The sequence below is a fragment of the Proteiniphilum acetatigenes DSM 18083 genome, assembly GCF_000380985.1.
GTDB lineage: Bacteria > Bacteroidota > Bacteroidia > Bacteroidales > Dysgonomonadaceae > Proteiniphilum > Proteiniphilum acetatigenes.
The window spans coordinates 258,417-279,251 of the sequence record NZ_KB905692.1 but is presented as its reverse complement, the minus strand read 5'-3'; the positions used below and the strand labels follow the sequence as shown (position 1 = coordinate 279,251).

10 protein-coding genes are annotated in these 20,835 nt (G+C 43.6%); 2 read left to right on the top strand and 8 right to left on the bottom strand.

What is annotated here, in order from left to right; translation table 11 throughout:
- The first annotated feature begins 143 nt into the window (after positions 1-143).
- Positions 144-1,004 carry a helix-turn-helix domain-containing protein gene (locus tag F597_RS0100885; protein WP_026326979.1) on the top strand — a complete coding sequence of 287 codons (861 nt, stop codon included), beginning with the start codon at positions 144-146 and terminating at the stop codon, positions 1,002-1,004.
- Position 1,005: 1 nt separating this feature from the next.
- On the opposite strand, the gene F597_RS0100880 is transcribed toward F597_RS0100885, so the two are convergent.
- From F597_RS0100880 to F597_RS0100860, 5 genes are all read right to left on the bottom strand, one after another.
- Positions 1,006-3,501, bottom strand: a complete 2,496-nt coding sequence (locus F597_RS0100880) for a glycoside hydrolase family 2 TIM barrel-domain containing protein (RefSeq protein ID WP_026326978.1) — start codon at positions 3,499-3,501, stop codon at positions 1,006-1,008.
- 20 nt (positions 3,502-3,521) lie between these two features.
- Positions 3,522-5,105, bottom strand: coding sequence for a glycoside hydrolase (locus F597_RS0100875; protein WP_019537818.1), 1,584 nt, complete (start codon positions 5,103-5,105; stop codon positions 3,522-3,524).
- Positions 5,106-5,189: 84 nt separating this feature from the next.
- Positions 5,190-6,818 (bottom strand): RagB/SusD family nutrient uptake outer membrane protein, encoded by a 1,629-nt coding sequence (locus F597_RS0100870; RefSeq protein WP_026326977.1) that lies wholly within the window; start codon positions 6,816-6,818, stop codon positions 5,190-5,192.
- Between the two features lie 5 nt (positions 6,819-6,823).
- Positions 6,824-9,856 (bottom strand): SusC/RagA family TonB-linked outer membrane protein, encoded by a 3,033-nt coding sequence (locus F597_RS0100865; protein ID WP_026326976.1) that lies wholly within the window; start codon positions 9,854-9,856, stop codon positions 6,824-6,826.
- Between the two features lie 16 nt (positions 9,857-9,872).
- Positions 9,873-11,405, bottom strand: coding sequence for a hypothetical protein (locus F597_RS0100860; protein WP_019537815.1), 1,533 nt, complete (start codon positions 11,403-11,405; stop codon positions 9,873-9,875).
- Between the two features lie 384 nt (positions 11,406-11,789).
- Between F597_RS0100860 and F597_RS0100855 the strand changes: the two genes are divergently transcribed.
- Complete coding sequence (locus F597_RS0100855; protein ID WP_019537814.1) at positions 11,790-15,860, top strand: hybrid sensor histidine kinase/response regulator transcription factor; 4,071 nt, start codon at positions 11,790-11,792, stop codon at positions 15,858-15,860.
- A gap of 83 nt (positions 15,861-15,943) precedes the next feature.
- Here F597_RS0100855 and F597_RS0100850 read toward each other — a convergent pair whose 3' ends face one another.
- The 3 genes from F597_RS0100850 to F597_RS0100840 form a co-directional block, all read right to left on the bottom strand.
- The gene (locus tag F597_RS0100850) at positions 15,944-17,917 is read right to left on the bottom strand and encodes a family 43 glycosylhydrolase (RefSeq protein WP_019537813.1); all 1,974 of its coding nucleotides are present in this window, start codon (positions 17,915-17,917) and stop codon (positions 15,944-15,946) included.
- A gap of 80 nt (positions 17,918-17,997) precedes the next feature.
- Complete coding sequence (locus tag F597_RS0100845; protein ID WP_019537812.1) at positions 17,998-18,885, bottom strand: discoidin domain-containing protein; 888 nt, start codon at positions 18,883-18,885, stop codon at positions 17,998-18,000.
- 233 nt (positions 18,886-19,118) lie between these two features.
- A complete protein-coding gene (locus F597_RS0100840) occupies positions 19,119-20,810 on the bottom strand; it encodes a RagB/SusD family nutrient uptake outer membrane protein (RefSeq protein ID WP_019537811.1) in 1,692 nt (563 codons plus the stop codon).
- Positions 20,811-20,835: the final 25 nt, after the last annotated feature.

Here is a 20,835-nt window from a genome sequence, read left to right as displayed (position 1 = left end):
TGCACGGAATTCTCCTTTTCACCAGTAAAATTCTCACTGTGCAAAATTAGAGATTGTTAGCATCCCATTTTTTATATGTTATCGATATAAAATTGCACTTTATCGATATTATTGCTATATTTACAGCCCAAATAGCGGTGAGAATGAATAAAGAAGGATTAAGAAGAGATTTCATTTTATTGAATGTGGGCTATGCCTATCATAATGCTGACTGGAACTGGAAGAATGTCGATAGCCCTTTCACCCGGATACATTATGTGAAAAACGGCACGGCAAAGATCATCAGGGAAGATGGCGTCTTCGAACTGAAAAAAGATCATTTATATATGACTCCTTCCTTTACAAGGCATGCCTATGAAAGCGACGGTATTTTGGAACTTTATTATATCCATATATATGAAAATCCGGGAAAGAACCTGAGTATATTTGATTTGCTTGATTTTCCGGTAGAAATCAAATCGGATCCTCTGGATATACAATTGATTGAACGTCTGATAAAAATAAATCCGGGTAGAGAATTAAAGTATTACGATCCATACCTTTATGATAATTCGGCGAATATTGAGCAAAATATGATTCTCCAAAAGCAAAGTCCCATTGCCTTTGAAATGGAGACACAGGCGATAATTAAACAAATTATATCTCGTTTTTTAGCGCAGGCGGTTCATAAAAATGAGCATATTGAAGAGCGGATACTTATGTCTCTCCGCCACATTCATAAAAATATTGACAGCATGATCGACATCAATCATTTGGCCGATATGTGTTTCTTGACCAAAGATCATTTCATCCGCCTCTTCAAAAAAGAGATGAACTGTACCCCAGGCAAATATATCAATCAAAAGAAGATTGAATACGCCCAACTGCGACTGTTAGTCGATAATGTCCATATCAAGGATGTCGCGTATGGCTTAGGTTTCGAAAATATTTCTTATTTCAACCGGCTTTTTATAAAACTCACGGGAGAAAGTCCGGGTAAATATAAGAAAAGGATGCAGGCATGAATTATTCAGCCGTCACTGTTATTTCCACCGGTTCCAGCCAGGGTGAGGTAAAGTCTATTTTTATTTCGCCCTGCTCACCGGTTGCCTGTACATAAGCCAGGATACGTCCGTGGAACACGCGATGCCTGTTATCGGTATAGTCGGTCATATCGGAATTGTTGCTGGCTTCCAGACCGAGGAGTTTGGCAGGACCGCTTATCCGGCAGGTAACCTCGTCGTCCGACAGTATCACCGGGATGCCGTCTTCATCCACCACCTGTACCACGACCTGGGTCAGCCCTCTCCCCTTATCTATCTGCTTTTCGGACTGAACGACCTGTAAAGCATGGGGACGTTTCGATGACTGTATGGTATAGCCGGAAACAGGGTTGTTATCCTTATCCATACCCACCACTTCCAATTTTCCGGCTTTGTAGGGGATATCCCAGAATATAATGCCGGTATTGTCGTCATACTCTTTTGTCTCGCCGACCTCTGTCCCGTTCAGCAACAGTTTTGCTTTGGCGGCATTGGTATAGCATACCACCCGGATCGATTGGCCTTCACTGTAGTTCCATACAGGCCATGCATCCATCGAGGGTGCTCTTTCCACATAGTTCGAGACATTCCCGGTTTCCGTCTGCGACAATACGTCCCTTGACTGGTTCCGGCTTCCTCTGCCCGGTGTGGGATATGTTCCCAGATAGGCCATCGGTTTGTCGGACCATAATGACTGCCGGAAGTATCCTCTGGGCTTGATGAATCCACCGAAATCGAGCAGTCCCGAATAGAAGCCTCTTGAAGGCCATCTGCCCGACTCCCCGAGATAATCGATCCCTGTCCAGAGGAACTGGCCGAAAATATGTTCCCTGTCGCGCGTGGCTTTCCATGCTGCCATATCGTGCCGGTTCTCACTTCCATAGATCACCCGGTCGGGATACTTCTTATGGTCGCTATCGTACCGGTCTTCGGTATAGTTATATCCGGCAATGTCCAATACTCCCGGGTATTCGGTCTCGTTCGACATGGCCACTCCGGCTAATCCCGCGGTCACGGGACGTGCCCGGTCGTATTCTTTTACTACTTTGACCAAACGCTTTGCAATATCACCCAGTTCCATTGCATCAGGGGCATCGGGATTATATCCGCCATAGGTGGCCTGCGTAAATCCCGCTTTCTCTCCTCCGAGAACCGGATGCGAATAGGGATCGTTGGGATAGTCCACCTCGTTACCGATACTCCATGCAAAAACAGAGATATGGTTCCGGTCGCGCCGTACCAGGTCGGCCAGATCTATCTCCCCCCATTCCTTGAATATATCATAAGAGCCCTGAAAGCCGGGAGTCCCTACATTCCAGCCTTCTATCCATTTGCGTTTGGGGAATACCCACTCGTCGTACATTTCGTTGAGTACCAATATCCCCATTTCATCACAGAGTTCGTACAGATCGGTGGCCTGCGGATTGTGACTCGTACGGACTGCATTCACCCCTATCTCTTTCAGGGTCTGTAAACGTCTTTTCCATACTTCCCGGGGAACAGCCGCACCCAGTACACCTGCGTCATGATGTATACATACTCCTTTCACTTTCATCCACTCCCCGTTCAAAGCAAATCCTTTATTGGGATCGAAGGTGTAGGTGCGGAATCCGGTACGGGTTGTGGTCTGATCGGTTTCAACACCATCTCTGAGTATGGTCGTCTTCAACTCATAGAGATTAGGATCGGACAGGGACCACAGTGCCGGTTTATTGATCTTTAAAGAAGTAATCAGTTTGTTGTCATTGCCCGGCTTTGCGGTAAGCCTCTTCGAATCTTTCGCCACAAGTTTACCTTCCGGAGAGAACAGTTCGTTCACAATAGTTAATGAAGTGTTATTTACTTCTTCGCTATTAATATCGACTTCCACATTCAACTGGTAGCCATTCTTTACTTCTTCGGGATAGGCATATACACCCCACTGGGCAATATGTACAGGATTGGCATATACCACCCATACATCGCGGTAAATACCCGAACCGGTGTACCATCGTGAATCGGCATACTGGCTGTGATCGACCCGTACTGCAATTACGTTTTCCTGACCGTATTGAATATAGGGAGTCGCATCATACATGAACGAGATATACCCGTTAGGGCGCTTCCCAAGAGATTGCCCGTTGAGGAATACTTCGCTGCGGTTATAAACTCCTTCGAAATAGAGATATACTTTCTGTCCCTGTTTGTCGGCAGGAATATCGATTATTTTACGATACCAGCCGATACCTCCGGGAAGGTATCCCGTGCAACTGGCAAGCGTAGGACTTAACTGACCTTTTACACTCCAGTCATGGGGTAACGATATGGGTTGCCACCTTGTGTCGTCCAACGTGACCGATTGTCCGTCCTGCACATCGTTCAGGATAAATTTCCAGTTGTCGTTGATCTTTTCAGGCGACCCGAAAGATACCTGTGCCCGGAGAGACGGGGCAATACACATAACCAGTAAAATAACGATTGACAGAGTTTTTTTTCGCATGCGATTATTTTTTTAATTAATTAAAATTCATAGACAAATGTAGTAACAGATAAAGGGTCAATCACTGTTTCCTCCCCGGAAGGAGTATTTTCTCCCAGGTCTTTTGTCCGGGATGTTGTATATTGTTTCACTGATGAATGCCTTCCCAGCCCTGTAACGTTCAGATTAATGGCGATAGATTTTCCGGTCATATTGGTATATACCACCACCAGCCGTTTTTTGTCGGGGGACATCCAGGCAGATCCGAAAAACGAGCTCGACGGATTCTCTATGCTCAGATCGACACGTTGGTAACCCGGTCTGATAAACAGACTGTAATTTCCCAGTACCCATAAACTTTTGGTGGCCTCATGCCTGCCGCTTTCGGAAATATCCCCGTAAATACCGCTTCCCGGCACCAGATCGATCAATAGAAAACGGTTCTTATGATCCCAGCGTGCCATGTCCATACTGGTCCAGAACGACCATGAACTGACATTGGCAGTGGTTAAATCGTGATAGATAACTTTTGACATGTGAAGCGCTATGTCAAGAGGAGTTGCCGACTCGTGGCCGGGGTAATCCTTGTCGTTGAAATGATCTCCAAGCATGCTCCATTCGGTCTGATATATTTTTAATCCTTTTGCTGACGCCGCTGCTCCCAGTTGGCTTCTGACACTCTTCATCGTATCCCAGTTTCCGTCTGTCCAGTAACTGTGTCCCCCTATCAGGAGATCTACATGCGTGAGGTCACCGATATAATTGGCTGACTCGGGCGAGAAAAAGTCGGTTATCTGATTGCTGCGGGCAGCATCACCCTTTATTTTATAAAGGTACTCCCAGTCTCCCGATTCCGTAATAAGGATCCTGCTATCCAGATTTTTCCGACTGAGGGCGTTATCCAGTTCAATAACCAGACGTTTTATTTCGGCATTTTGCCAGCCACTTCCCTCCTGGCCGCTTTCCCAATTGTATTGAGGCTCGTTCACCGGACTTATATATGAGAATGTAATGTTTTTATTATTTTTGAAATATTCAGCTACGTTGGCCATATAGGCAGCAAAATCATCGTAGTGTTCTTCCTTCAGGTTACTACGTGCTCCGCGTGCCGAAAATCCTTTTCCGTTGTAGGTATAGTGAACCGGCGGCGAATTGCTGAACATTACAAATGACCCGCAACCATACTCACGCGCCTTTTCCAGGAAATACTGTTGCCCCTGTTGACGGCTCCAGTCATAAGTCCCGTCAGCATTGAGGAAAGATTCTGCACGGCGCGATTTGTCGTCGATGCCACTATCATCACCCTGTTCAGCCGTTCCTGCTCCCAGGTTGAAACGCCACATCGACAAGCCTATTCCTTCCGGGGCACCATTATTGATATCCTGTGAAAATAATAAACGGGCTATCGATTCCTTCTGGCTACCTTCCCAGTCTCTTCCAACATAGTTGGCCGTCCAACAGTCAGAAGCACCGAATCCGTCTATCGTCTGAAACGTTTTTCCGATATCAATTGTAACCGTCTTTTTCACGTTTGTACCGGACTGTCCGGGTTCCGGGTCTGTGCCGTCGTCGCAAGCAGAAATTACAAATATTAAAAGTAAGCAGAAATAATATTTAAATTTCATAATAACTGTTATTTTAATAAAATCTGCCGCGAATAATTTTTCCGAACTACCCGCGGCAGAAATATAACTAACCTGGAGAATTATTTAATTCCAACCCGGATTCTGTGTAATCGACCCATTGGACATGGTGATTTCATATAGCGGAATCGGGAACAGTAAGTCCCGGTTTTCGTTGAATGTGATCCCTTTATTACTCGGTTCATACTGATTCTCCCATTCGTAAGGATCAGCGGTTGTTTCACTCGTATTCCATTGCACGAATGATCCGTTTACTCCCATAATATTGGCAATCACCTTTTTCCCATTGTCGTCCGTCCAACGACGAATGTCATAAAGTCGGTGGTTTTCACATGCCAGTTCAAGACGACGCTCTGCACGGATGGCATTCCGAAGTTCATTTCCACTGAGAGTTACAGCGTCAAGGTTAACACGATTGCGTACCTGATTCAAAGCATTACGGGCAGTTGCATCGTCACCGGTCTCATTGCAAGCCTCAGCATACATCAGAAGGATGTCGGCATAGCGCAGAATGCGATGATTCAAAGGCACTCTCGGTTGATTATAATTTGCGGGACGTTTAGTAAAAGGCAACCAGAATTTGCGATTGATACGGGCCGGCTTATGTTTGGCAGGATCAATACAATAAGTACCGTCACCATTCTGGTTACCCTGTGCAGTAATGAGTTCGTCGAAATTGTCTTCTCCTGCTATTTCTGTTGCACCGTGCTTGATAATCGTCCATCTCAGTCGTTCTGTGTCCCCGGCTTCAATGAAAGCATTTTCAAGATTAGCAGTAGGCAATCCCCAGGCCCATCCATCCTGGTCGCCGCCGGAACGGTTGCCCGTTACGATTGACAAGCTGCCGCCAAGTTCATACGTCTCATCATACATATTCTGCACCTCAAAGAGCGACTCTTCATTATTTTCGGCATCTATACTCCATACATCGCCGAAATCAGTCATCAGCTTATATTCACCTTCATCGATGACTGTTTTGAGGATATCCCTGGCCTTTTCAAATTTATTCTGATAAAGATATGCTTTCCCCAACATCCCAAGAGCGGCACCGCGGGTTGCACGCCCCATGTCATCGGCACTATATTCACTGCGCTGCGGAAGCACACTGGCTGCATCTGTGAGATCCTGTTCGATCAAAGCATACACATCTTCCGTACTCGAACGCGTGATGCCGCTCACTTCTTCCGGCAATAAAAATCCTTCTATAATAGGCACATCGCCGAAGTTCTTTACCAGTTCAAAATAGAAATAAGCACGCAGGAATTTGGCTTCACCAATTAAGCGTTCTTTTTTTCTTTCGTCCCGTATAGGTGCTTCAGGTATACGTTCAATAGCGATATTGCTACGCAGGATACCTTTATAACGGTACTGCCAGAAGTTGGATATGGTACCATTGCTTTGTCCGACACCCTGGTAATGTGCCAGTGAAATATATCCGCTTTGGTCTTGCGTGGTGTTACCCATCCAGAGGTCATCACTACACATATCGGTCAAAATCCAGAAGTTTTCAATCTGCCACCAGCCATGATAGGTGATCGCATTGTAGCAGCCAGTGAGAAACGATTCTGCATCGTTTTCACTTTGAAAGTAGGTGTCGAGATTCTCTTGTCCCCTCACATCTTCCACCAGGAAGTCGGAACATGCTGAAAAGGATACGGTGGCAAAGAGTGCCAATATAATAAATATCTGCTTCATAATCATTAGAATTTTAAATCAATACCGAATAAAAAAGTACGCGGATTCGGATAAGCTATCCAGTCAATTCCGGTTTCAATGACGCTTGCACCCATCTGTGGACGTTCCGGATCCATTCCCGAATAGCCGGTAATCGTGAAAGGATTTTGGGCAGAGAATGAGATGCGAAGGTTTGTGCCGGGAATAATATTCTTTGGCAACGTGTAACCCACCTGGAGCAGCTTACAGCGGAAATACGACCCATCTTCCACATAGAAGCTGGAAACGCGGGTGTAATTTAAGTTATTGTCGTTAACCGTTAAGCGGGGAATATCGTTACTGGTTCCTTCGCCATGCCAAACCTTGTTCAGTGTACCGGCATACACGTTGCTGCCGTTCGTGCCGGCATACAGTCTCTTGGTGGTGTTGAAAATATCGTTACCAAATGTACCGTAAAAGTTAGCATTGAAATCGAAACTCTTATAGTTCAAACCCAAGTTCAGTCCCGCCATTAAATCGGGATAGGCATTACCGATATAAGTTTTGTCATTTTCATCCAACACACCGTCATGGTTCAAATCTTTGAAACGGATATCACCCGGTTGTGCGTTAGGCTGGAGGATGGTTCCATGTTCATCGGTGTGTGCATACACTTCACTTAAATTCTGGAACAGTCCGTCTGCCACATATCCATAGAAGCGGCCGATTTCGGCACCATCTTCATTACGGATAATCTGATCGGAGTTGAAACCGCCGGTACTGACAGGACCGTCTCCGGAAAGTTTTACTGCTTTATTTTTTACAGCTGAAAGGTTCAGGCCGATATTATAACTGAAATCATTGGTGATCCTGTCGTTCCAATCGAAGCTCAATTCCCAACCGGTAGCTTTCATGCTCCCGATATTCATGGTTACCTGGCTATTCCAGTCCGGATATCCTACGGCAAAAATATTCTGTTTTCTATAAAGCATGTCGTATGACTTTTTTTGATAGATGTCAAACGTTACATTCAGGCGGGAATCCAAAAAAGACATATCCAATCCTAAGTTATAGTCTTCTACAGTTTCCCATTTCAGCCTGTTGTTACCGACAGAAGAGATAGTCGTACCGGTTACACGGCTTGGGTTTCTACCAAATACGGCGTCAGCGCTTGAGAGAAGGGTCAGGTAAGCGGAGTTGGAGATATTTTGGTTACCTACGCGTCCCCAACCGGCACGTATTTTCAGGTTGTTGAAAATGTCCTGATCCTGCATGAATTCTTCTCCGGTTAAACGCCAGGCTGCCGAAACAGATGGGAATACTGCATATTTGTTGCCCTCAGGGAATTTAGAAGAGCCATCTGTACGGAGTGAAGCGGTCAGATAGTAACGACCATCGTAATTGTACATCACACGCCCGATATAAGAAAGTAAAGTGCTGTATGCAGTATTACCTGTGGCTTGTTGATTCAGTGTGCCGGCACTTACCTCCTGCAAATTTTCGGAATTATTGGGAGTATCGTCGCGTGCTCCCTTTACCCAGTATTCTGCAAAGCGTTCTGCGGTAAAACCCGCCATGAGGTTAAGATTATGTTTATCGTCAAAAGTCCGCATATAATTCGCGGTATTCGTCCAGTTCCAGTCTAACCATTCTTTCATCTCCCGGGAAACATTGCTGTAAGTGGATTTTTCGAGCTGATCGATCTCGAATTCCGGAGTAAAGGCGTCCGAACGACGGATATGGGCATTGGCACCAAACTGGGTGCGTAGTGTTAATCCTTCTAAAGGCGTTAATTGTAAATAGGGATTAACAATTACGCCGTACTCACGGGAGTAAGCGTTCTGGCGCGCAAGTGATGCTACGGGGTTCCACTCCTGGTTGTTGTAAGAGCGCGCATAATTGTTATAGTGATTGTCCACCCATTCTTCCTCCGGTTTAAAAATAGGCGTAGTAGGATCCATAGACATCGCCGCTGAAAATAAATTTGGAGTATTATCCCACGACTCTACACGTGGAGCAATATCAAAGCCCATCTTTATATATTGATTGAATGTATATTCCGTATTCAACCGGACATTGATCTTATCCCAGTAGCCCACATCGTACTGTGAATTGTTACGGAAATAGCCCAGGCTCAAATTATACACAAGTTTGTCGTTTCCTCCCGAAGCGCTGAACGCGTAGTTCTGTACCAGCGCCGTTTTATTGACAACTTCATTCCACCAGTCGGTACCTTCAGCATCGGTGATATTGTCTTTGCTGTTCCATACCGGTGTACGTCCGTCGTTTGTATAACGGGCCTTGAAAACCTGTTCATATTCCGAAGCTTTTGCCATATTCGGATTGGCTATATTCTGGAAACCGACTGAAGAAGTGAAATTGAACAAAGTCTTTCCGGCAGAACCTTTTTTAGTAGTAATCAGGATGACGCCGTTAGAACCACGCGTACCGTAGATAGCAGCAGCCGAAGCATCTTTCAACACTTCCATGGACTCGATGTCGTTGCTGTTCAGGAAATTGATGTTCGTACCTACAGGCATTCCGTCAACCACGTACAACGGGTCGCTGCCATTCACTGTAGTGACACCACGAATCAATACTTTGGGAGTTGTACCCGGTCCGCCTCCACTGGTTACCTGCACCCCATTAATCTTACCCTGAAGGGCATCCATGGCATTACCGGTAGTTACTTTGGTGATTTCCTCTCCTTTTATGGTAGAGATGGAGCTGGTCAGGTCGCTCTTCCGTACGGTGCCGTAACCGATCACCACCAGTTCTTCAAGAAGTTCCTGTGCCTCTTCCATCACTACATTGATCGTATTCTGATTAGCTACCCGGATCTCTTGGGTTTCATAACCTATCGAAGAGAAGACAAGTATATCATCTCCTGCGATATTGTTCAATGAGTAATTACCATCCAGATCAGTTACAGTCCCGTTACCGGAACCTTTTATCTGTATTGTTGCACCGATCAGCGGCTCATTATCTGTTGCTGAAGTGACTTTACCCCTTACAGTGATCTGCGCATGAGCACCCAGGCTTATCAAGGCAAGACACAATAATAATATCTGTTTTTTCATATCAAATGTTACTTAATTAATTAGCAGGAACCAGTTTGGCCCTTTCAAGATGAGCATCAAATACAAGTTTATAATTTCCGGTGGTATTAACGGCCGGTTTCGCCCAGTTATCACCTACATGGTCAGGTTTTGTCCACGCTGGATTGGTGTATTTGGCCTCTTTGCCGTAGTATCCGAAGATTTCGGGTTCAGCCGAATTATCCACACGCCATGTACAATAGTTCCACCAACCATCAGAATGCCAATTGTGGATAACGAAGTTCATCTGAGTACCGGCTTCAAGGAATAATGGTTCTTCAAGATAAAAGAGGTTCGGGTTTGTCGCATCCTGCGAGAACCGTTCTACCTCTCGGGGATTGCTTGTCATGTAACCAAAATAAAACTCCTGCAGCCAGGAACCGCCATCTCCCCATGTATCGAGACTTGTTGATCCGTATTTATGAGGTATGGGATTAACAGCTTCGGCAATCGGATAAGTCCTGATACTGTAAGTACTGTTTTGGATATCAAATATAATCTCATAGTAAATATTGGCCTGTTCCAGTATGATCGGTTCCGCAGTATCAGGATCGTCTGTCAATTTGCTGTTATTCTCCGGATCGAGTCCGAAGCAAATCGGAGAGAAATCGCTCTTTTGCGGCAGGAAAAATATTTTCGTACCGGCCTGCTGGTTATAGTAATTGGCCTTATATTGATAAGCGCCTGTACGTTCAATACGCATCGGAACCCCGAATACGTCACTATTAAGTTCCTTGACTGTAGCCACGTCTGCCAGATACATTTTTTCGAAATCGGGCATTTCAGACACTGCAATGACACTGCTGATCTTAGACTCTTTGCCCATTTTGTCTACAGCCGTAATCGTCACATTATACTCCTGCTCAATGTTCGGCAAAGTGATTCTTTCTGCATAGTCAAATGTTTTTTCCCCGTTGGCTTCCAATCGGAGTGATGTAAAACCGTCTATGCCGGGAATCTCAATCGTTACATGATCTAAAGCACGATCGTCCGAAATAGAAAAACGCAGATTAAATTTAGTCTCGGCTTTAATAAGCACCGTAACATTCTTGTCCGGAGAGAGCGTGAATAAAGGATTCTCAAAATCACCGTCCATTGTCACCAGCAAATCTTCCGAGACAGTACGCCCTCCCACGTCGGTCACTGTAACTTTAATAGTAAATTGGTCTCCGGTTTCATCCCTCTGAATATTGAATTTGTAACTCAGATCATACGTTTCGAGTGGTTTTTCATAAATCTCAATCAGGTTAATGGTCTTATCGAGATTAAGATCCTCACATTCGAGTCTGATCGCTGAAATTCCGTCTTTATCGCTGACACTCCCTTCAATCGTGATTGTCCGTCCAACTCCGGATTGAATATGACTCGTTGTCAATGTCAGCACAGGATTCTGACCATCAACCTCTGGATATCCATCATCATTACATCCTGTAAACCATAAGGCTGATAATGAAAAAGTCCATAGCAGGAAGGTATTGATAAAATATTTCAACCCTCTTTTTGAATAAAAAAAATAGTTTTTTGTTTTCATTCTTTCATGCTTTTTTTAGATTATAATACAATTTTAAATTATATGCAAATGCTCATCCGACCTCGATTCTTAACGTATTAAAAGTTAGAACAGACTACAGGAAGCCTGTTACCCACGTTATTACCTGCCTCACCTTTTTTCGGAAATTGTGCCCGATGATGAAAACCATAGCATTAGAATAGTTCTCTCATATTTCAATTTCCAATTAAACGTTAATAACAATTTCTTTCGATGATATCATAACTGAAGCAAAATTATGACAAATTACAGCCTGTGACGAGACAAAAATCATGCAAAGAAGGACGTTAAATCGTGCAATGCATGATTTAACATCCCTGGAATACAAATTAGTATTATATTTGAATTATGAAGCTATTTTATAGTATGAAGGGTACAAAGAAAGGAACATTTTTGATACTGATTTTAGTCGCTACGATGGCCGGACTGCAAGCACAGCCGTCTGTCATTACTTCACTGGGACGGGAGCAGGGATTATCCAATAATTATGTGGTAAGTATTACACAAGATAAGGATGGGTTCCTCTGGTTTGCCACTGAAGAGGGACTCAATAAATTCGACGGGACCCGTTTTACCAGTTATTACAAACATACCGGAAATATCAGCGGCAATGAACTCAATTATATTTACGCCGATCCGGCTGAACCTGTCATTTGGATAGCGACTCAACGCGCCGGACTGGATGCATACAACTATGAGCATAACACTTTAGAAGTTTTTACACATAATGATGAGTCACCTTCAAGTCTTATCACCAATGATATCACATCGATTACTCCTGCTGCCGACGGTAACCTGTGGATCAGTACCTATTACCGGGGGGTGGAATATTTTAATAAGCGTACAAAAGAATTTACCCACTACAATACAGGAACTTTGCCTGATCTGGTATCGGATATGGTATGGACAATATTAGACGACCATAACGGGAATCTTTACATCGGACATGTACAACATGGAATGAGTGTTTTGTCATTGAATGACGGACAGGTTGTCAACTTCCGGAATAACCCTTCCGACAAGGAGAGTATCCCCGGAAACGAGGTAAGATGTATATATAAAGATACCAACAATAATATCTGGGTCGGCACCGATAAGGGTTTGGCTCTTTTTAACAGTGATACGGGTAAATTTATTTCCGTAGACAATTCCTCCCGGGGAATTCTAACCTCCAGGATATTCGATATCCGGCAACTGAACGATAATAAGTTATGGGTAGCAACAGAACTCAACGGTATTGCTGTGATTGATATAAAGCAACATTTTTTTATGCCGTCGGGCCAGCCTTCCATACAACATTACATGGCAGGACATAATAAATATAGCCTTTCCGTGGCAACGGTCAGATCAATTTTTCAGGATTCATTCAGGAATATATGGTTAGCCACCTATGGTGGAGGAATCAATTTTATCGGTCACACGCAACCGCTATTCGAATCTTACGGATACTCCCCGCTACCGGACGATGTGAATAGTCTGAATAACCGTATTGCATTGAGTTTATGTTTAGACAATGATGAAAGGCTATGGATCGGTACCGACGGAAGCGGTGTCAATGTTTTTGAGAACGGACAGCGCATCCGGATATACAATAAAGAGAGGGGCACTCTTACTCATAATACGATACAGACAATGATGAAAGACAGCCGGGGGAATATCTGGCTGGGATCCTTTCTGACAGGGATAGACTTTTACGATCACCAGAGCAAAAGATTCCAACCTATTGTAGTGAATGGTGGTCGCAATTGGGATGTCCGCTGCTTCTTTGAGGATGCAGATGCAAATATATGGGTTGGCACTCAGGAAGGTATCTGGGTATTGGATTGGAAAACAAAGAGAATGATACATCACTATAATACAAAAAACAATCAGCTACCGGAGGACCAGGTAAGAGCGATTAATCAGGACCATCTCGGACGGATGTGGATTGGTACCTTTGGGCTGGGACTTGCCGTTTATACCAAAGATATGCAGTTATTGGCCGACTTTAATGAATACAACAATTTCTGTTCCAATACTATAAATCAGATCTTCCGGGATTCATATGGAGAGATATGGATTGCTACAGGGGAGGGACTGGTACGTTTTGCAGAACACGATTCGTTCAATTACGAAGTATTTCAGCGTGACAATGGTTTACATAATACCAATATCCGGGCTATCACAGAGGATGCTGCGGGAAATATCTGGTTCAGCAGTAACGACGGAATCACTTGCTATGTAAGAGAAAAAAAACAATTCTATAATTACAACCTCCTCGATAAGTCGCCGATGGGTAGTTTCTCATCCGGTGCCGTAACAAAAGACAAAAAAGGGAGTATCTATTTCGGGTATAACAAAGGGGTTTGCTATTTTAATCCAGTCTTTGTATTGGAAGAGCGTATTGTACCTCAGGTTGTTATAACTGATATGAAAATCTATGAATCGGGAGTAGCACCAAAGAATGACCAGCATATCAACTCATTTGTAGAAAAAAACAGACATATCGTTCTGAATCATAAACAGAATACATTCAGTATCTCTTTCAATATTCAGGACTATTCGTTGACCAATCACGTAGATTATGCATATATGCTGGAAGGCCTGGATGAAGTATGGCATACAGTAAACGACAATACGGTTATGTTCCGTAATGTCCCTCCGGGACGTTATAAATTCCTTGTCAACACACGGATAAGAAATCAGGAGTGGTCTCCGGAAAGCATCTACCCTCTTTCCATTCATATACAGCCTCCTTTATGGCTCACCTGGTGGGCTAAAACTCTTTATGTGGCGGCAGGCCTGCTCATCGTGTTCTTTTTCCTGCTGGCTTATAAAAAAAGATTGGAAATGCAGAGTTCTTATGAGTTGGAGAAGAATAACCGTGAGCAGGAGCAGGAATTGAATAATGAGCGATTGAGGTTCTATACGAATATTGCCCATGAATTACGTACACCGCTGACACTTATATTAGGTCCTCTGGAAGATTTACAAAAGGATGTTCAATTATTACCCAGACAGCAGCAGAAAATATCCGTGGTGCATCAGAGTGCGCTCCAACTATTGAATCTTATCAATCAAATACTCGAATTCAGGAAAGCAGAGACCCAGAACAGAAAACTCTGTGTAAGTAAATCCAATCTGGCTGTCCTGGTAAAAGAAGCCGGACTTAAATACATGGAACTGAATGTAAAACAAAATATCCAATTTGGGATAAATATTGAAGATGAGGAGATGTTTCTCTATTTTGATAAAGAGATTGTGAATATCATATTGGATAACCTCATCTCCAATGCAATGAAATATACTGACAAAGGATCAATAAAAATATCTTTATACGCAACAATGCGTAATAATCTTTCCTATACCGAAATTAAAGTGGAGGATACCGGTTACGGAATATCAAAAGAAGACCAGACCCGTATTTTTGACAGATACTACCAGGCAAAAGGCACCCGGCAAGTCCCGGGTACGGGTATAGGGCTCGCACTTGTGAAAAATCTTGCAGATCTGCATGAGGGAGAGATCAGGGTTGAAAGTAAAATAGACGAGGGTAGTAGTTTCTATTTTTCATTGCTCACACATAATATATATCCGAATGCATTACACAATGACCGGGAAGAAGAGACTACTGAATCAGCAGAAAGTATAAATGAATCTGCGGAGGAGACAAAGTCGAATGGGAAACCTATTTTGCTGGTTGTTGAGGATAACCCGGAGATCCGTGAATATATACTCGATTCATTATCGGATTCATTCCATGTTATTACTGCGGGTGAAGGTGAAGAAGGGTGCAATGGGGCCTTTACCCATATTCCCGATATTATTGTAAGTGACATCATGATGCCCGGTATGGATGGGATCACTTTCTGTCAGAAAATAAAAGCCGATGTCAGGACCAGTCATATCCCGGTTATCCTGCTCACGGCGAAAGACTCACTGCAAGATAAAGAAGAGGGTTACAGATCGGGAGCCGATTCTTATTTAACAAAACCTTTCAGCGCTTCTCTTCTGCACAGCCGCATCAACAATCTGTTGGAGACCCGGAAAAGACTGGCCACACAGTTCGTGCTCGATTCGGGGAAGGATGAAAAAAGCGCTCTGTTTAAAGAGTCACTGAACAAACTCGATAATGAGTTTCTGGAGAACCTGACACGCCTGATCGAGGAAAATATCCAATCGGAAAAAGTCGATATAAGCTATTTATCCGGTAAACTCTTTATGAGTAATTCCACCCTCTATAGAAAAGTGAAAGCGCTGACGGGTATTTCCACCAATGAGTTTGTACGCAAAGTAAAGATGAATAATGCAGAGCGCCTCCTGTTAACAGGAAAATACAATATCTCGGAAGTTTCCTTCAGAGTCGGCATGAGCAGTCCTGTTTATTTCAGGCAATGCTTCAAAGAAGAATTCGGCCTGTCTCCTTCGGAATACCTCAAAAAGATCAAAACGGAATAAAGGGGATATACATGCAATGCCCCCAAAAGTTGGACAAAAACTTTTGGGGGCATTGCAATATGATCCCTTAAAATTCCCAAGTATTATTTCTTCTGATATACGCGCACGTAGTCTATCTCGTAATGCAGAGGAAATGCCGGATCGTCGGGTGTGCCGCCGTGTTGTCCGCCAATAGCCAGATTCAATAGCAGATAATGAGGTTGTTTGAACGGATTTTTAAACTCTCCCAATGAACCATTGACGGTTTCCGACAGAAGTGTTTCGTTCAGCAACTCATCATCCAGATAGAGCCGGATGGCCTCTTCGTCCCAATCCATTCTCCAGATATGAAACTTATCCGCCCAATGCGGATCTCTGTCGGTGAAATGGGTAAAAGGGATTGCCGAGGTGTTCCATTTGGCATTCCATCGTTGTTCAGTACCCCAGGCTACGTTTGCCAGGATATGCGGCACACCGTCGATGCGGTAATACTCCATAATATCAATCTCACCGTTGGATGGCCATTCCATCTCTGTTCCCAGCGTCCAGATGGCTGGCCAGGACCCTCCGGCGGTAGGTATCTTCGCCCGTATTTCGAAACGGCCGTACTGAAACTCTTTCCTTCCTTCTGTTTTTATTGAGGAGGAAGTATATTCGATATATTCCCTGCTCCGGCGCCAGTCATTACTGCCACGTTCATATAGCGGGTTCTCTCTTTTTTCCCTGCGTGCCGATATCACTAACAGGCCGTTACGGCATACTGCATTTTCGTTCTGATACCATTGTAGTTCATGGTTGCGTGCGAAACCCTTTTCAAAGGACCATACCTCACTGTCAGGCGTACCTTCTTTATCGAACTCATCGTTCCATACGAGCTTGTACCCTTCTATTTCCATAGGGGTGGAAAAATCCGTGTTTAATTTGTCAAAGATACCCAGATCCCATTTATCAAACCATTTAAGTACCGGTAAGCCGTTTTCGAAAAGAATGGGCAGCCAAATATACCTGCCGTCGATGGGGTTTTGAGGTCTCCAGCGGTCTGCCATAAATATAAAGGCATTCTCCTTTCCCTGTACGGGAAGAAGGAAAGTGCTTTGTGAATGGAATGTAAGCTGCGCATCTTCTCCCTTGCAGGGATTCGGATGTAATGTCCATTGCCCCATAATATGGTCAGCTGTCAGCAAACGGGCGGCATTGGGATCCCACCCTGTACAACCGGAAGTTATCATAAAATAGCGTCCGTCTTTCTTAAAGACAGCCGGCGCTTCGTTGTGCCCTCCCGGTTCTATGCGGATATATTTTCCGGTATAATCCAGATAATCGCCGGTTAATTCTGCTATGTGCAATGTAAGGTTGTCTTCAGACGAATAGATATGGTAGGCTTTCTTATCATCGTCCACAAACAGGGTCATATCGCGGGACATTTGTCCACCCTCGAAATCGCGGCGCACGAACAGACCATCTTTTATGGCTGCCATCCATTCGGGAGTCCACCATTTTTCAAAATCGGATGCTTTTACCGGTGAGTTCCGTTGCGCTTCCGTCATATTCATCGGCCATTTCCCTGCATTTACCCGACCGTTTTTCACCACCTTGTAAGGACCCGTCACATGATCGCTGACCGCTACTGCTGCATGGGCAGCATCATAGCCTTGGCCTTTGAGTTCAAGATGGAAATACATCACGAATTTTTCGGTTCTGGCATTATAGATCACTTTGGGACGCTCAATGGTGCTACCTTTTACTATCGGGCTTTTCGGATCCTCGCTTACGGGCAGGGCTATCCCTTCGTTTTTCCATGTATATAAATCGGACGATGAATAACATGTTACACCGACCAATGCGGCGTTAGACCGTTCGCCTTTATGTTCGCCGAACCAGTAGTATTTACCTTCGTGATAGAGAATTCCTCCTCCGTGGGCATTGATGATATCTCCATCGGTGTCGAACCATTTTTCTCCCGATACTATTAATTTCTCTGCAATTTCATCACTCTGTTGCATAGATCTATTCTGCAGCCCGCAACTATAAATTAAAATACAGGACAGGATAAATAGATGGGCAAGATATTTTTTCATTCAATTATTTCATTTAAATATTTAACAATATCAGTCGGAAAACCATATTTGTTTCTCGACTGACAATACTATAGTTTGAGTTAGTCAGATTCCGGATCATAAATATCGATCTGCACATCGTATAACATGAATTCTGCTAAGTTAAAGTAATTTCTATCGCCATATGTCTTTGTTACTGAGAAACGGACATATGTAAACGGAGTAGAATTCCTGATCACAGGAGAATTATAGATTGCCTGCGAAGCAGAAGGTAACCCCGATGTGAATTCGGCTATTTCAGTCCAGTCAGTGTCGTCGTTGCTTATCAATACTTTCAGATGTTCGGGGCCAACCTGTGCTCCGTTTCTGTTCTGATACGAGAACGAAAAATTGGTAAGCGGCTCATATAAGTCAACTTGTATATACTGTGGAAGCGGTACCTGTGGGGAAGACCATCGTGTATGGAAAAACGTATTTGGATTTCCATCGTTAAGATTGCTGATGGGGCCCTCACTTGGTTCCTGATTATCGGTACTGAACTGGCTGTTGTCCAGTTTCAACTTAGTAGAAGTTATAGTTTCAATCGCCGGAGCTATGCCGGATTTTGCACTTAATGATGTAATATCACCTCCTTCATTATTGCTGTTGAAAGTCTGGAAAGCGAATTGATAATCTCCGAATTTAGCTCTTGTATTGTCGATAATAAGTTCATCGGTATATACAGACGCAACTTTTGTTTTTTCTGTTTGTGTCAAATGATCAAAATAGGTTATCTTCAAAAAATAGAAGTTTGAATCGGCCGGAATATCCCAGTTTAATTTAATCTGCCCCGGCAGTTCGTCTGATGTTATATTTGAAACAGGTGACGGTTTTCCCGTTATCTTCTGGTCGGAGTCGACAAAAGAGTCATAATCTCCACTACAGCCTATTATAGATGATACACATAGTATTGCACCTAAGCAATAACTGATATATGATTTTATCTTCATACGATTATTTTATTTTTTATATTTCGGTGTATGGAACTCGCTTTAATCATGTTCACTGAAGTTAGTCGTTTTGAGTCGCCTTCGCTCCTCGATTTTCAATTCTACGTTCAACAGAGGAAAAACTTGTTTTTACTATGTATTCGCTTATCGAAAACGTTCTAGTGTGAAAATGATTGTCCTGCTCGTTTCATACTAATTTGAATTTTGAAATATTTGTTTTATACACTAATGTATTACCAACCTTCGTTTTGATACAGATTAGGATTAATCCTACGTTCACTATCCGGAATCGGGAAGAAATACATTTTATCTTCCCAACTCCTCTGTTTGGTTACACGGTTGTAGTTATATGTTCCGTTAGGATTTCTTGTTATTTGCATACGTGTGACAGATCTTAAAACTTCACCCTCTTTCCAACGTCTTACATCCCAAAAACGATGCCCTTCGAAAGCTAACTCTACCATTCGTTCGTTTTTATATTTTTTCAGGAAAGCTTCATTTGTCATTCCTGTAGCAAAAGGAGGCATTCCAACACCGGATCGGTTTCTTATTACATTTATCGCATCTACCGCTGATAGGGTAAAAGTATCATCTGTAGCATCCGGGGACCCGAGATAATTGAATAATGCTTCTGCATAATTCAGATAAAATTCTCCTAACCGGAAAATAATCCAGGAGTGCCTTTTCGAATTCGTATTTCCGACGCGGAGATCAACCGACGGATCAAGATATTTACGGAGATAGTATCCTGTAGTAGTAGCTCCGGCCAAAGGAGAAGCATTCCTGCCTCCTACAAATGTTTCAATCGGATTTTCATTATAAATAGGCCATTTCTCGTCTCCATTTTTAACAATAGTCATTGCAAAACGGGGATCACGGCCGGTATACGGGTCGCTGTCGCTATATCCGCTACCGGGCTCGTTCCATAACAATCCGGTTTCTTTCATTTCATAAGCGTCTACAAGGGTTTGCGTAGGACAATTCCCGGAATTGCCACCTTCTACGCCTATCGGGTAGTTATATGCTTCCAGATAGTTCAAATCCCCGATTCGTCTCATAAAAATACCTTCTCTGGCAACGTAGTTTTCAGTTCCCCATAGGTCCGTATAAGCTCCGAGCGAAATACCGTGTACAGAACAGCTATCAATAACCGCTTTACTGGCCAAGGCTGCATCTCTCCACAAATTCTTGTTATTATCCGTATTAAACAGCGGGCTGGCTTTATAAAGTAAGGTTTTTGCTTTTAAAGCTACTACTGCAATGCGTCCTATGCGACCTGTCTCATTATTGGCCCTGTCGGACAGATTCGTATATCTGACAGGCAAATGATTTACGATGGCATCACACTCGTCAATGATAAAATCAAATACCTGCTCCGCCGGAGTACGCTCAACGCTGTTTGCTTCTGCTGATGCCAGTACAGTTGTTACCAGAGGAACATCTCCATACTGCCTGACCAGATTGAAATAGAAATATGCCCGTAAAAAACGGACTTCATATTGATAGCGCTGGAAGCGGACAAACTGTTCTTCATAATCCTGATCGTACTTGTTGCCATCGAACGTTTGTCCCGCAGACGCTTCCAGATAGAAGTTTGCAGCACGTATACCGGCATAACTCTGACGCCAAATATCCGCTTTGGGATTAATTGGACTCCATGATCCATTGTAAAAATCATGGATGGATGAATTTGACCAGGCATAGTCCGCCTCATCGGATGCGGATGCCAGCATTGCACCTCCGTAATTCCCGAAATCATAATCCAACCTTCCATAAATGTCAGTCACAAAATTGGCTGTTCTGGAAAAACTGGAAAATACCTCTTCTTTGCTGTTACTTGTCGTTTCTGTGTAGTTCATATCGTCTTCACAGGAAAAGAACAAAAACAAAGCAGTTGCAATTATATATATAAATTTCGAATTCATGTTGTTATCTTATTAATATGTTATC

Bases quoted from the DNA above. Each gene is read 5' to 3' on its own strand.
- F597_RS0100850 (WP_019537813.1), bottom strand. From the start codon at position 17,917: ATGAAAAAATATCTTGCCCATCTATTTATCCTGTCCTGTATTTTAATT.
- F597_RS0100860 (WP_019537815.1), bottom strand. From the start codon at position 11,405: ATGAAAACAAAAAACTATTTTTTTTATTCAAAAAGAGGGTTGAAATAT.
- F597_RS0100875 (WP_019537818.1), bottom strand. From the start codon at position 5,105: ATGAAATTTAAATATTATTTCTGCTTACTTTTAATATTTGTAATTTCT.
- F597_RS0100880 (WP_026326978.1), bottom strand. From the start codon at position 3,501: ATGCGAAAAAAAACTCTGTCAATCGTTATTTTACTGGTTATGTGTATT.
- F597_RS0100845 (WP_019537812.1), bottom strand. From the start codon at position 18,885: ATGAAGATAAAATCATATATCAGTTATTGCTTAGGTGCAATACTATGT.
- F597_RS0100840 (WP_019537811.1), bottom strand. From the start codon at position 20,810: ATGAATTCGAAATTTATATATATAATTGCAACTGCTTTGTTTTTGTTC.
- F597_RS0100855 (WP_019537814.1), top strand. From the start codon at position 11,790: ATGAAGGGTACAAAGAAAGGAACATTTTTGATACTGATTTTAGTCGCT.
- F597_RS0100870 (WP_026326977.1), bottom strand. From the start codon at position 6,818: ATGAAGCAGATATTTATTATATTGGCACTCTTTGCCACCGTATCCTTT.
- F597_RS0100885 (WP_026326979.1), top strand. From the start codon at position 144: ATGAATAAAGAAGGATTAAGAAGAGATTTCATTTTATTGAATGTGGGC.
- F597_RS0100865 (WP_026326976.1), bottom strand. From the start codon at position 9,856: ATGAAAAAACAGATATTATTATTGTGTCTTGCCTTGATAAGCCTGGGT.